The 13,798-nt window shown below is 42.0% G+C and carries 14 protein-coding genes; 10 read left to right on the top strand and 4 right to left on the bottom strand.

Annotation, left to right across the window (positions count from 1 at the left end; translation table 11 throughout):
- Positions 1-54: 54 nt before the first annotated feature.
- Positions 55-630 carry an NAD(P)H-dependent oxidoreductase gene (locus tag F8M47_RS00190; protein WP_150538208.1) on the bottom strand — a complete coding sequence of 192 codons (576 nt, stop codon included), beginning with the start codon at positions 628-630 and terminating at the stop codon, positions 55-57.
- A 199-nt stretch (positions 631-829) separates the two neighbouring features.
- Here F8M47_RS00190 and napF point away from each other — a divergent pair, with 199 nt between their 5' ends.
- The 9 genes from napF (at position 830) to F8M47_RS00145 (ending at position 9,033) form a co-directional block, all read left to right on the top strand.
- Positions 830-1,369: a ferredoxin-type protein NapF gene (gene napF / locus F8M47_RS00185; protein WP_150538207.1), complete on the top strand. Its 540-nt coding sequence runs from the start codon at positions 830-832 to the stop codon at positions 1,367-1,369.
- Positions 1,356-1,619, top strand: coding sequence for a chaperone NapD (locus F8M47_RS00180; RefSeq protein WP_150538206.1), 264 nt, complete (start codon positions 1,356-1,358; stop codon positions 1,617-1,619). The genes napF and F8M47_RS00180 overlap by 14 nt, the downstream gene beginning before the upstream one ends.
- A 32-nt stretch (positions 1,620-1,651) precedes the next feature.
- Positions 1,652-4,135: a nitrate reductase catalytic subunit NapA gene (napA, locus tag F8M47_RS00175; protein WP_150538205.1), complete on the top strand. Its 2,484-nt coding sequence runs from the start codon at positions 1,652-1,654 to the stop codon at positions 4,133-4,135.
- Between the two features lie 81 nt (positions 4,136-4,216).
- Entirely contained in the window at positions 4,217-5,122 is a 906-nt protein-coding gene (gene napG / locus F8M47_RS00170; RefSeq protein WP_150538204.1) for a ferredoxin-type protein NapG, read from the top strand.
- The gene (gene napH / locus F8M47_RS00165) at positions 5,122-6,015 is read left to right on the top strand and encodes a quinol dehydrogenase ferredoxin subunit NapH (RefSeq protein WP_150538203.1); all 894 of its coding nucleotides are present in this window, start codon (positions 5,122-5,124) and stop codon (positions 6,013-6,015) included. The genes napG and napH overlap by 1 nt, the downstream gene beginning before the upstream one ends.
- 41 nt (positions 6,016-6,056) lie before the next feature.
- Positions 6,057-6,482 (top strand): nitrate reductase cytochrome c-type subunit, encoded by a 426-nt coding sequence (locus F8M47_RS00160; protein ID WP_150538202.1) that lies wholly within the window; start codon positions 6,057-6,059, stop codon positions 6,480-6,482.
- An 11-nt stretch (positions 6,483-6,493) separates the two neighbouring features.
- A complete protein-coding gene (locus F8M47_RS00155; protein ID WP_150538201.1) occupies positions 6,494-7,108 on the top strand; it encodes a cytochrome c3 family protein in 615 nt (204 codons plus the stop codon).
- Between the two features lie 112 nt (positions 7,109-7,220).
- Positions 7,221-8,249: a UDP-N-acetylmuramate dehydrogenase gene (gene murB / locus F8M47_RS00150; protein ID WP_150538200.1), complete on the top strand. Its 1,029-nt coding sequence runs from the start codon at positions 7,221-7,223 to the stop codon at positions 8,247-8,249.
- 7 nt (positions 8,250-8,256) lie between these two features.
- Positions 8,257-9,033: a biotin--[acetyl-CoA-carboxylase] ligase gene (locus tag F8M47_RS00145; protein WP_150538199.1), complete on the top strand. Its 777-nt coding sequence runs from the start codon at positions 8,257-8,259 to the stop codon at positions 9,031-9,033.
- Positions 9,034-9,130: 97 nt separating this feature from the next.
- On the opposite strand, the gene modF is transcribed toward F8M47_RS00145, so the two are convergent.
- From modF to F8M47_RS00130, 3 genes are all read right to left on the bottom strand, one after another.
- Entirely contained in the window at positions 9,131-10,585 is a 1,455-nt protein-coding gene (gene modF / locus F8M47_RS00140) for a molybdate ABC transporter ATP-binding protein ModF (protein ID WP_150538198.1), read from the bottom strand.
- 74 nt (positions 10,586-10,659) lie between these two features.
- On the bottom strand, positions 10,660-11,610 hold the full coding sequence (fmt, locus tag F8M47_RS00135) for a methionyl-tRNA formyltransferase (RefSeq protein WP_150538197.1): 951 nt from the start codon (positions 11,608-11,610) through the stop codon (positions 10,660-10,662).
- Positions 11,611-11,761: 151 nt separating this feature from the next.
- Positions 11,762-12,706 (bottom strand): GlxA family transcriptional regulator, encoded by a 945-nt coding sequence (locus F8M47_RS00130; RefSeq protein ID WP_150538196.1) that lies wholly within the window; start codon positions 12,704-12,706, stop codon positions 11,762-11,764.
- A 146-nt stretch (positions 12,707-12,852) separates the two neighbouring features.
- Here F8M47_RS00130 and F8M47_RS00125 point away from each other — a divergent pair, with 146 nt between their 5' ends.
- Positions 12,853-13,701, top strand: a complete 849-nt coding sequence (locus tag F8M47_RS00125) for an MBL fold metallo-hydrolase (protein ID WP_150538195.1) — start codon at positions 12,853-12,855, stop codon at positions 13,699-13,701.
- Positions 13,702-13,798 lie beyond the last annotated feature (97 nt).

The raw sequence follows: 13,798 nt of genomic DNA, 5'->3' as shown, positions 1-13,798 counted from the left end.
TGGTGCGTGGGCAGTAAAATGCAAGCGGTCGAATTTTCCAAAACTTTTGGATAGTTAGCTTAATATTTTGCGGCAATTATCCGCAACTTCACGCAAAATAGCCGAATAATCCGTACTTTCTAGTCCAATACAACCAAAATAGTGCATTTTTACATGTTCAATGCCACAAAAATTGAAAAGTCCATTACCCATAGTGTGTTCAAACGCTTGTAAAAAGCCTTTTTGTTGATATTTTTCATTCGGGTTACCTAAGGTAACGAACTGTTGCATTTTTTTGTCTTTTAATAAGCCTATGCTTTCAATTTCGCCATTTTGATAAGCAAAACCGTAACTTAATACCCGATCTAAATAACCTTTCAAAATCGCAGGAAAGCCCATCCACCACAATGGATAAATTAAAGTAATGACGTCTGCTTGTTGCCAATATTGATGTTCGGTTTGGATTTCTATGGGATATTGGCTAATTAGGCTGGATTGAAATTCTTGCCAAGTTAAGTTTGGATTAAAATTTAGTTGATATAAATCTCGCACGATAACTTGATGTCCTTGGCTGGCTTGAATGGCTTGTGAAAGTATAGCGTGATTAAAACTTTCAGGGTTCGGATGAGCATAAATAATTAAGTGATTCATATTTTTCTCCACTAAATAATAACCGTTCGTAATTATCGCCAAAATTGTGCATTACATACAAAACTTGCCTCAACTATTCTTTGATAATAATCAATCTTTACCCCCATTCCCAACCAAATACCTCCTTAGAGTAATAAAAGCTGACCAGTAAAAATCGGATAATGCCAACCATTTAAATTAGATTTGAACTGGGGATGTTTTGTCCAATTTTAGCCAACAATCTCTCCCTCGTCGGAGCTTCTTGCGTGGTCATTTTTTGAATGCACTACAAACCGAACAGGTCAAGCAACAGGGGCATAATGCGATACGCCCACCATGGACAAATCTTGCAGATTTTTATCAAAAATGCACCGCTTGCGATCAGTGTATTTCCGTTTGCGAAACACAAATTATCGTAAAAGGCGCTGGCGGTTATCCTGAAATTGATTTTAGCCGTAGCGAATGTACTTTTTGCCAAGCTTGTGTAAACAGCTGTGAGGCGGATGTTTTTTTACCTATCACGGAACAAGCGTGGCTTCATAAAATTGAAGTGCAAGAAACTTGCCTGTTAAATCAACGAGTTGAATGTCGTTCTTGTGGTGATAGCTGTGAAAGCCGTGCAATTCGTTTTCGCCCAGCTTTAGGCGGTATTGCAAATTTAGTGTTGGATTTGACCGCTTGTAACGGCTGTGGCGCTTGCTTGAGCGTGTGTCCAACCAAGGCAATTAGAATTAATAAGGAAAATAATGAGCAATTTTGATTTAGATAAAAACTGGTACGTTTGTAGCCTTGTGGTACAAGCACAACCAGCCAAACTTGAGCAAGTGAAGGCAGATATTCTTGCGATTCCGTTTGCAGAAATTCACGGTGAAAAAGCCGAAGAAGGTAAGTTAGTAGTAACGCTTGAGAGCGACCGACAACTTGCACTTGCCGATTTAATTGATCAGGTAAAAGAAATTAGCGGTGTGATTGTGGTTTCGCTTATTTCAAATTACTTGGATGAACAATAATTTTTTAATCATTTATAAACGTGGGAAACATTATGGAACTCAATCGTAGAGATTTTATGAAAGCAAACGCAGCTATCGCTGCGGCTGCTGCTGCAGGAATGACAATTCCTGTGAAAAATGTTTATGCTGCTGATGATGGTATCAAATGGGATAAAGCCCCATGCCGTTTCTGTGGTACGGGTTGTAGTGTACTTGTTGGTACGAAAGATGGTCGTGTTGTGGCAACACAAGGTGACCCAGATGCAGAAGTAAACCGTGGTTTAAACTGTATTAAGGGCTATTTCTTATCAAAAATTATGTACGGTGCAGACCGTGTACAAACGCCTTTATTACGTATGAAAGACGGTAAGTTCCACAAAGAAGGCGACTTTACACCAGTTTCTTGGGATCAAGCTTTCAGCATTATGGCAGAGAAAGTGAAAGATATTCTTAAGAAAAAAGAGCCAAATTCAGTAGGTATGTTCTCATCAGGACAAACTACTATTTTTGAGGGCTACGCCAAAGTAAAATTATGGAAAGCAGGTTTACGTTCTAACACAATCGACCCGAATGCACGTCACTGTATGGCGTCTGCAGCGGTGGCGTTTATGCGTACCTTTGGTATGGATGAACCAATGGGCTGTTATAACGACATCGAGAAAACCGATGCGTTTGTACTTTGGGGTTCAAACATGGCGGAAATGCACCCAATTTTATGGAGTCGTATTTCTGACCGTCGTTTATCAGACGATAAAGTGAAAGTCGTGGTAATGTCTACTTTTGAACACCGTTCGTTTGAACTTGCGGACACGCCAATTATTTTCAAACCACATTCAGATTTAGCTATTCTTAACTATATCGCGAACTATATTATTCAAAACGATAAAGTGAATTGGGATTTTGTGAATAAACACACCAAATTCAAACGTGGTGAAACTGATATCGGCTATGGTTTACGTCCAGAGCATCCGCTACAACAAGCGGCTAAAAATGCGAAAACCGCTGGTAAAATGTACGATTCTGATTTCGAAGAATTCAAGAAAATTGTTGAACCTTACACATTAGAAAAAGCGCACGAAATCTCTGGCGTACCAAAAGATCAGTTAGAAACATTAGCGAAAATGTACGCTGATCCAGAACAGAAATTAGTTTCTTACTGGACAATGGGCTTTAACCAACACACGCGTGGTGTGTGGGTAAACCATATGATGTACAACGTACACTTATTAACAGGTAAGATTTCAATCCCAGGTTGTGGTCCATTCTCTCTGACAGGTCAGCCATCTGCTTGTGGTACAGCGCGTGAAGTAGGTACATTCGTACACCGTTTACCAGCAGACATGGTGGTAACTAATCCGAAACACGTTGAGATCGTAGAAAAAGCTTGGAAATTACCAAAAGGTACTATTCCTACTGTACCAGGTTATCCCGCAGTACAACAAAGCCGTATGTTAAAAGACGGCAAACTTAATTTCTTATGGCAACTTTGTACTAATAATATGCAAGGTGGTCCAAATATTAATGAAGAAATTTTCCCAGGCTGGCGTAATCCTGAAAACTTTATCGTGGTATCAGATCCATACCCATCCGTTTCAGCGGTGGCAGCGGACTTAATTCTTCCAACCTGTATGTGGGTAGAAAAAGAAGGTGCTTACGGTAACGCAGAACGTCGTACTCAATTCTGGCGTCAACAAGTAAAAGGCCCTGGCGAATCTCGTTCAGACTTATGGCAAATTGTTGAGTTCTCAAAATACTTCAAAACTGATGAAGTTTGGGGCGAAGAATTATTAGCACAAATACCTGAGTATCGTGGTAAAACCCTTTATGAAGTGCTTTACCTCAATGGCGAAGTAAACAAATACCAAGTGCCAACTAACGTTCCAGGTTATATCAATGATGAAGCGGAGCACTTTGGTTTCTACTTACAGAAAGGCTTATTTGAAGAGTATGCAAAATTTGGTCGCGGTCACGGTCACGATTTAGCGGACTTCGATACCTATCATCAAGTGCGTGGCTTACGTTGGCCAGTAGTAGACGGTAAAGAAACCTTATGGCGTTACCGTGAAGGTTTCGACCCATATGTGAAAGCAGGTGAAGGTGTATCGTTCTACGGTTACCCAGATAAGAAAGCGATTATTTTAGGTGTGCCGTATGAAGCGCCAGCGGAAAGCCCAGATGAAGAATACGATTTATGGTTATGTACGGGGCGTGTACTGGAGCATTGGCATACAGGTACTATGACTCGTCGTGTTCCAGAGTTACACCGAGCCTTCCCAAATAACTTATGTTGGATGCACCCAACGGATGCGAAAAAACGTGGTTTACGTCATGGTGATAAAGTGAAATTAATCACTCGTCGTGGTGAAATGATCACTCACTTAGACACTCGTGGTCGTAATAAAGCACCTGAAGGCTTGGTATATACCACCTTCTTCGATGCAGGTCAGTTAGCCAATAAATTAGTATTAGATGCAACCGACCCAATCTCAGGCGAAACCGATTACAAAAAATGTGCGGTCAAAGTGGTTAAGGCTTAACCAAAATGGCAGGGACACAATACTTTGTGTCCCGTGTTCGGATGCCAAGCATGGCGTCCCAACCCAACTTTAAGGATTATTATGAAACTTGATCCGAATCGCCGTCAATTTTTGAAAAATGCAACGAAAACCGCTGCAGGAATTTGCGGGGTTGGAGTAATTTTAGGGTTACAACAACACCAAGCAAATGCCAAAGAAGGGGTTGCATTACGTCCGCCAGGTGCATTAGAGGAGAAAGATTTCCTCGCAGCTTGTACTCGTTGTGGACAATGTGTACAGGCTTGTCCGTACGATATGTTGCATTTGGCTAGTTTGCTTTCGCCAATGGAAGCTGGCACACCTTATTTCGTAGCTCGAGATAAGCCGTGTGAAATGTGTCCTGATATTCCGTGTATGAATGCTTGTCCAAGCGGTGCATTGAGTAAGGAATTAACCGATATTAATGATGCTCGCATGGGATTAGCGGTATTACTAGACCACGAAACTTGCCTGAACTGGCAAGGTTTACGTTGTGATGTTTGCTACCGTGTTTGTCCATTAGTGGATAAAGCAATTACGCTCGAGCGAATTCATAACGATCGAACACAGATTCACGCCAAACTTATTCCCACTGTGCATTCAGATGCCTGTACGGGGTGTGGTAAATGTGAGCAGGCTTGCGTATTAGAAGAAGCGGCAATCAAAGTGTTACCAATGAATCTGGCGAAAGGCTTACTCGGCCGACATTACCGTCTAGGTTGGAAAGAAAAACAAAATGCAGGTAAAGCATTGTTGGAAGACCAACACCCAGATGGCTTACGTCCAGCACTAGATGCACGAATGCCAGAAGGAATGCATGAACCGACTTATCAGTTTATGCAAGTACAGCCAAATCAAAAAGTCGCAACGCCAAACCGTGCTACTTATGATTATGTGCCGAAATCTACTACAGTACCTGAAGCGGAACATTTCCCTAATTTAGATTTAAACATTAAGGGGGTGAAATAATGGCTGAAGTGAAATATACACCAAACAAGCCGAAAGATGCAGGGTTAGAAGCTCGGCAGAAATTAGGTTGGTGGCGAGCTTATCGCTTTTTGATTCTGCGTCGTTTGAGCCAATTAAGCATTATCTTAATGTTTTTAAGCGGACCGTTTTGGAATGTGTGGATTTTAAAAGGCAATTATAGTGGCAGTATGTTGTTTGACACGATGCCGATGAGCGATCCGCTGATCACAGCAGAAAGCCTTGCTACAGGTTATTTGCCCGAATGGACAACGATCTTAGGTGCACTGATTATCATCGCATTTTATGCGGTAGTTGCTAGCAAAGCCTTTTGTAGTTGGGTTTGCCCAATGAATATGGTAACCGATGCAGCAGCGTGGCTTAGACGTAAATTAGGCATTCGTCAAAGCGCTAAAATTTCTCGCAATTTGCGTTACGCCATTTTAGCAATGATTTTAGTGGGAAGCGCAATTTCAGGCACACTATTGTGGGAGTGGCTCAATCCTGTAGCAGCATTAGGTCGAGCATTTGTATTTGGCTTAGGTGCGACATTATGGTTGATAGCAGTTATTTTCTTATTTGATCTGCTGGTAGTAGAACACGGTTGGTGCGGGCATTTATGCCCTATTGGCGCAAGTTATGCATTGATTGGTGCGAAAAGCGTACTAAAAGTCAATGTGGTAGATCGCAACCGTTGCGACCGCTGTATGGACTGTTACAACGTCTGCCCAGAACCACAAGTTTTACGCATACCATTACATAGTAAACCAGAAGATAGTACAGTGGTGTTATCAAAAGATTGCATTAGCTGCGGACGTTGTATTGATGTTTGTGCTGAGAATGTTTTCGCATTCGGTACACGTTTTCAAAGCAGTATTGAAGTAAAAAATATTTAAACGGATAAAGCATTTTTAATTTTTAAACGGAGTGATTTAACATGAGAAAATATCTCACCCTCTTATTTACCGCACTGGCGGGATTTGCTGTGGCAGAAACGCAAGTGGCAAAAAGTATTGATAGTACAGTAGAAAGCATTGCTCCTGCTTATACCAATGCACAAAAAGATGCAGGAAATATTCCAATTACTTTCCCTCATCAACCCCCTCTTGTTCCGCATAGTATCCGTGGCTTACAAGTAACTAAAAACACTAACCAATGTTTAGGTTGTCATAGCCCAGAGGTTGCACCAACTACGGGTGCAACTCGTGTACCAGAGAGCCATTTTATGGATCGTGATGGCAAACGTACAGAAGGTACTTCGCCACGTCGTTACTTCTGTTTACAGTGTCACGTACAACAAACAGACGTAAACCCAATTATTCAAAATAAATTTGACACTATTCGTCAAACGCAAGGTAAATAAGGAGAAAGGTAATGATTAAGAAATTTTGGAACTGGTTCCGCACGCCAAGTAAAATGGCAGCGGGTACGCTCATTATCATCTCTGCCATTGGTGGTATTTTAGCGTGGGGTGGTTTTAACCAAGGTTTAGAACACACCAATACTGAGCAATTCTGTTCAGACTGTCATATGAATGACGTTGTGCCTGAATACCGTGCTTCAGCACACTATTCAAACCGTAGTGGTGTAAAAGCAATCTGTTCAGACTGTCACGTACCACACGAATTTATTGATAAATGGAAACGGAAAATCATCGCTTCAAAAGAAGTTTATGCGCATTTCACTGGCAAAGTGGATACTAAAGAAAAATTTGAAGCACACCGTTTAGAAATGGCAGAACGTGAATGGGCGCGTTTAAAAGCGAATAATTCACAAGAATGCCGTAACTGCCACAATTTTGAAGATATGGACTTCACTCAACAAAAAAATGTGGCACAACAAATGCATGCGATGGCACAAGAACAAGGCAAAACTTGTATCGACTGTCACAAAGGTATCGCTCACAATCTTCCACATATGGAAAAAATCCAGAAGAGTTTTATTCCTGAAGATATGTTAAAACCAGAAAAAAAAACAGAAGGTAAATAACAAGCGGTCAAATTTGCACGCCATCTTACGCTCCCCGAGTACGGTGTACTTGGGGATTTTTTTTATGAATTATGGTACACTCCAAACAATTTTTGTTACGGATTAATCCTTTATGAAACATAGTTTAACCTCTTTTCACACCTTCCATTTACCCGCAAACGCCAACAAAATAGTTGAATTTAGCCATGCTGAACAATTAGTCAACGAGTGGCAAAATGCCGTAAAAAATCAGCAACCTGTCTTGATTTTAGGACAAGGTTCAAATGTAATTTTTTTAGATGATTTTGACGGTTGTGTACTGATCAATAAATTAAAAGGCATTGCACATCATGAAGATGAACAGTTTCATTATCTGCATGTACAAGGCGGAGAAAACTGGCACGAACTCGTCAAATGGACACTTTCACATAATATTGCAGGACTAGAAAATCTTGCGTTGATCCCTGGTGTAGCAGGTTCTGCACCGATCCAAAATATTGGTGCTTACGGCGTGGAGTTTGAGCATGTTTGTGATTTTGTCGAAGCCATTCATTTGCGCACGGGTGAAATTTTCCGTTTAACCAAACAGGAGTGCCAATTTGGTTATCGTGAAAGCGTGTTCAAACATCAATATAAAGATGAAGTAGCGATCCTTTCAGTGGGGCTAAAACTTGCCAAAGCATGGCAACCTGTGTTGAGCTACGGCTCATTAACCCAATTTGACCCGCAAACCGTCACCCCGCAACAAGTGTTTGATGAAGTGTGTGCGGTACGTTCGGCGAAATTGCCGAACCCTGATGAGTTTGGCAATGCGGGGAGTTTCTTTAAAAACCCTGTAATTGAAGCGATAAAATTTCATGAAATTCGGACTGCTTATCCAAATATCCCAAACTATCCGCAAATAGATGGCACAGTAAAATTGGCGGCAGGTTGGTTAATTGATCAATGCGAATTAAAAGGCTTCCAAATCGGCGGTGCTGCAGTTCACGAAAAACAAGCGTTGGTATTAATCAATAAACAAGCAGCTCGTGGTTCAGACGTGGTAGCACTCGCAAAAGAAGTACGTCGCCGTGTGCGTGAAAAATTTGGGGTAGAGCTTCACCCAGAAGTACGGTTTATGGGTAAGCACGGCGAAGTGGATAGCGAACAAATAACCAGATAACAAGTCGATGAGTAAATTAGATCAAGCCCAAATCCAAAACGCATTACTGTGCGGCCAAGCGGTCGTTTTTGAGGAAATTGATTCAACCAATGAATATCTACTCAAACACTATCAAGGTCTGCCACAAGGCTCAGTTTGCCTTGCCGAGCAACAAACAGCAGGCAGAGGCAGACGCGGGCGCAAGTGGTATTCGCCACAAAGTGAAAATGTCTATTTTTCGATTTTATGGCATTACCTAACCGAACAAGCTGCATATATTTCCTCGCTTAGTCTGGTGGTTGCACTGGTGATTGCCGAAAGTTTACAAGCGCAACAAGTGGAAAATATCCAGATCAAATGGCCGAATGATATTTATTATTGTGGCAAAAAAATGGGGGGGATTCTGATCGAAACTAAAGCCGATCGGAATGGTGTGCATTTAGTGATTGGCATTGGTTTAAATTTAGGGATGACCAAAATAGATGAACAGATCGTGACCCAACCATGGGCTGATCTCTCTCATTATCAATTTGATCGCAACGGATTGGTTTGCCGACTTGCTTACCAATTGCAAAAAAATCTCAAAATTTACCCGCTTGTCGGCTTTGAACATTATGTCGAACGTTGGCAATCTTTTGATATTTTCCGCCACCAAGCGGTGAAATTAGTCACAGAAGGCAGTGAAATTCACGGTATTTCACGAGGCATTAATCAAAATGGCGAATTATTGCTAGAACAAAACGGCGTAATTACCCCGTTTGGCATTGGTGAAATGTCGTTACGGGCTGAGGAAAAACAAGAGTAACGAAGGCAACAAGCGGTCAAATTTCAGCTGAAATTTGCAAATCATTAACCACGGAATCTGAGGCGCTTGCGTTAGGTTCCGTGGTTTTTCTTGCACGTTAGAGGGCACTTTGTTGGTAGCAATAACCGCCATCTTGCTTCGGCACAAATTCAAATAAATGCGTGATGCAATTTGGTGCATCTGCATCTTGATGCGACACAAATAATAGCTGAGTTTGGCTGTTATGCACCAACTGCTCAATAAACTGTTTAACCAGCTTACGATTAACGCCGTCTAAGCCTTGTAGCGGTTCATCTAAAATCAAAATTGGCGGATGTTTTACCATCGCTCGAGTAATCAGTAACAAGCGCTGCTGTCCCCATGAAAGCGAACGAAAGGGCTTTTTTGCCAAGTTTTCTAAATGCAACCGCTCCAGCCATTCCATCGCCTTTAAGCGCAATGCACTCGGTACTTGTTGATACACACCAATCGAATCTAAAAAGCCTGAAATAATCACATCTAGCGCCGAACAATTTACTCGGTAATCCATATGTAATTGGCTACTTACATAGCCGATATTTTTCTTAATATCCCAAATGGTTTCACCAGAACCACGCTGACGCCCAAACAAATGGACGTGATTAGCGTAGGCTTGCGGATGATCACCTGTAATAATTGAAAGCAACGTTGATTTACCTGCACCATTTGGGCCTTTAATCCACCAATGTTGGCGGGGAGCAACTGTCCAAGTTAAATTATCAATAATGTTTTTTTCAGCATAACGAATCGTCACATTTTTCAGCTCAAATGGATTGCTATCGGCAGGTAATTGCGTCAGCGGTGCTGCGCTATCTGGCAAAGGTGCGTTGACATTTTGTTCTGCAAATTTTAGTTGAGAATAGACCGCTTGTTGTTCAATTTCTTGACGTTCGCCTTGTAAAATAAGTTGTAAATTATCCAGTAGCGCAATATGCGTAGCGCATTCGGGAATATCGTTAAAGCGGTTTGAAATCAGTACCACTGCCATTTGTTCGGGCAGTTGCGCTAATACTTGTTGCCAGTAAGCTACTGAGGCTTGATCTAGCCCCTCAAATGGCTCATCTAAAATCAATAAATCAGGTTGACTGACTAGCATTTGGCAAAATAACACCTTACGACTTTCGCCCGTAGAAAGCTGGATAAAAGGGCGATCTAATAATGGCTGAATCTGTAATTTTGCCGCATATTCATCGCATAATTGCGTATTTTCACTGCTGTTTAAGATAATTTGTCGAGCACTTAAGCCAAAATCATCGGGCGAAATCGCATCGTTATTGCGATCTTTAAAAATTTGCTCAATGATTTTTTGTTGCTGTTCAAAGGAGAGTAAAGCGATATGTTGAAAGCTATTATGATATTCACCCGCATAGCATGAAAGTGATTGATGTAATGCTCGGGCAAAAGCGGTTTTGCCAGAGCCGTTACCGCCTACAACCACCCAAAAATCATGGGCGTTTATCTGGAATGATTCAATTGATAATTTATGCGAAGACGTTAGGGAAAATTGGGCATTCTGAATGTTGATGTTTGGCATATTGTGTTCCTTTTGCAGCGGAAAATACCACGCTAAAAATAATCATTGTGTGTAGTATTTTCCGCTATCTGATATTAGAGTTGTTTCCCAACCACAAACCAGTCTGCACGTCCATTTAGGAAATCTTGCACAGACATTGGCTTTTTACCCGAAGGTTGTAGCTGAGTGATATTTAACACGCCATCTTGTGTCGCAATTTGAATGCCATTTTTATCCGCTTGTAACACTGTACCCGCTGCTTTCGCTTGATGTGGCAATACATTTGCTTGATACACCTTCACGCTTTGCTCCACACTTTCAACCTTTAATGTAAGGAAGCTAATCGGCCACGGATTAAATGCACGAATATTGCGTTCTAGCTGACAAGCGGTCAAATTCCAATCTAATTTTGCTTCTTCTTTCGAGAGTTTTTCCGCATAGTTAGCCAGCGCCTCATCTTGTTTTTCCGCTTTAAACGCTTGGTCTGCTAAACCGTCTAAGACCTCTAATAACGCAGGTGGCGCTAGTTCAGCTAACTTCGCATATAATGATGCAGAAGTTTCGTCTGTGGCAATCGGCGTGCTTACTTTATGTAGCATATCACCTGTGTCTAAGCCAATATCCATTTGCATAATGGTAACCCCTGTTTCCTGATCGCCTGCCCAAATCGAACGCTGAATCGGCGCCGCACCACGCCAACGAGGCAATAGTGAGCCATGCACATTTAAGCAGCCATATTTCGGCGCATTTAACACCGCTTCAGGCAAAATCAAACCATAAGCCACAACCACCATGACATCCGCATTCAGCGCTTGTAGCTCCGCTTGTGCCTCTGCTTTGCGTAATGATTTTGGCTGATAAACAGGAATATTGTGTTGTTCCGCTAACTGCTTTACAGGACTTGCTTGCAGTTTTTTCCCACGCCCTGCAGCCTTATCAGGCTGAGTATAAACCGCAATCACATTATGCTGTGAATCTAATAACGCTTGTAAATGTTGAGCCGCAAAGTCTGGCGTGCCCGCAAAAATAATATTAAGTTTCGACATAGTTTTTCGCTGATAAATGAATAAGTGAATAGATAACAGAATTGTAACAGAATTAACGAGGATTTTTGCCTAGGTCATGAAATGTAAACGCTATTTGGGCTGTGCAAAGAAGATCATGGCAAAATCTTTGAGGAATTTAACCGCTTGCTTTTTAGCTATTCCCACCAAAGGTTCGTCGCCATTCATTTGGGCTAACTTGAAAGCGTTGTTTGAAATGTTGGCGAAAACTGACCGCACTTTGAAAGCCGATTTGTTCGCTAATTCGCTCAATCGAAAGTTCACTACTTTCTAATAATTCCAAACTTTTTTGGAGCCGTTCAATAATGAGCCATTGGGTGAAACTTGTACCTGTCATTTTTTGAAAATGGCGGGTAAAAGTGCGACGACTCATATGAGCCATTTCCGCCAGTTCATCGATATTATGTGATTTTTGCAGATTTTCACGTACATATTGCAACACTTCGGACAATTTATCGTTTTGCGAAGTTTCCAATTTTAATGGCTCGATAAACTGCGCCTGCCCGCCTTCTCGGTGTGGTGGAGCAACCATTATCCGTGCTACTTGGTTAGCGATTTTTACGCCGTAAAATTTGCGAATCAAATAAAGACAGCAATCCAGCCCTGCGCTAGTGCCCGCAGAGGTGAGCAAGCGGTCGCTTTCCACATACAACGCATTCGCATCGAGCTGAATTTGCGGAAAACGCACCCGAAAATCTGCTTCACCGTGCCAATGTGTGGTTGCCCGTCTACCGTCTAGCAAGCCCGTATAGGCAAGTGCATAAGTGCCGTAACAAAGCCCAACTAAATAGGCGCCTCGCTGATATGCCGATATTAGCGCAGTGCGCAATGCCTCGCTTGGCGGTTCGTTCAAAGCTGCCCAACCTGCAATCATCACAATATCCGCCTCTGCCAAATAGTCCAGCCCGCGTTCCGCCTGCACACTAAGCAAATGGCTCTGCACACTCGGCTCCTCTGCCACCAGCGTGAGAGTAAATAAATCAGGCGACGGCAATGCTGTGGTAAAAATGGCATACGGCACCGAAAACTGAAACAAATTAAGATTAGGTTGCAATACAAGCGCAATTTTTAGTGGCATAGCCCCCTCCTGTTATCTGACCCAATTCTTTCGTTTATTGTCCTAAAAGTCAATTTTTCTGCTCTAAAATTCCCTGCATAATGCACTCCATAATGTAAACCGCAACAAGCGGTCTATTTTTCTTATTTTTTTGCAAGAGGTACAAGATGAAACTTAAAACAACATTATCAGCATTAACACTCGGTTTATTAATGACAAATTCAGCTCACGCACTGGAATATCAGCACGTTCGCAATGCAACAGCGAAGGTCAATTTCGGTGGCTCAACTTTTTTAATTGACCCATATTTAGCGGAAAAAGGTGCGTATGAAGGTTTTGCTGGTACAGTAAACAGTAAGCAACGCAACCCTGTGATTGAGATGAAACAATCTGCAGATGAGATAATCAAAAGTGTGCAAGCGGTGATTGTAACCCATACCCACGATGACCACTGGGATAAAGCAGCCCAAGAAAAATTACCAAAAGATTTACCAATTTTTGTGCAAAATGCAGATGATGCGAAGATTATCCGTTCGCAAGGTTTTAAAGACGTACGTGTAGTGGGGGCGAATACCGAGTTTAACGGCGTGAAATTAAGCCGTGTGAAAGGCGGTCAGCACGGTACAGATGCAATGTATGCCATGCCACAATTAGCTGAGTTATTAGGCGACGCAATGGGCTTTGTAATGCAGGCAAATGGTGAGAAAACTATGTATGTGGTGGGCGATACGGTGTGGAATGCGTCAGTTGATCAAGCACTTAGCCAATATCAGCCTGAAGTTATCGTGATGAACACAGGTAAAGCAATGCTCGAAGGTATGGACGGTGGCATTATTATGGGTACAGAGGATGTGGCAAAAATGGCAAAAGTAGCACCAAAAGCGAACCTTGTTACCGTACATATGGATTCTGTAAATCATACAACTGTAAGCAGCCAGCAAATGCGTGAATTTGTGAAAGCGAAAGGCTTGAAGCAAGTTGCAGTGCCAAAAGAAGGCGAAACGCTGAAATACTAATTGCCATCACATTACATGATCTGCCCCCTAAAACCTGTCCAACTTTTAGGGGGCAGATCATATTACCAATAAAAAACCACGAAATACCTCAATATTT

It is taken from the genome of Actinobacillus vicugnae (genome assembly GCF_901687125.1).
Classification (GTDB): domain Bacteria; phylum Pseudomonadota; class Gammaproteobacteria; order Enterobacterales; family Pasteurellaceae; genus Actinobacillus; species Actinobacillus vicugnae.
The sequence above is the reverse complement of the archived record's forward strand: the minus strand, read 5'-3'. Positions and strand labels throughout refer to the sequence as shown.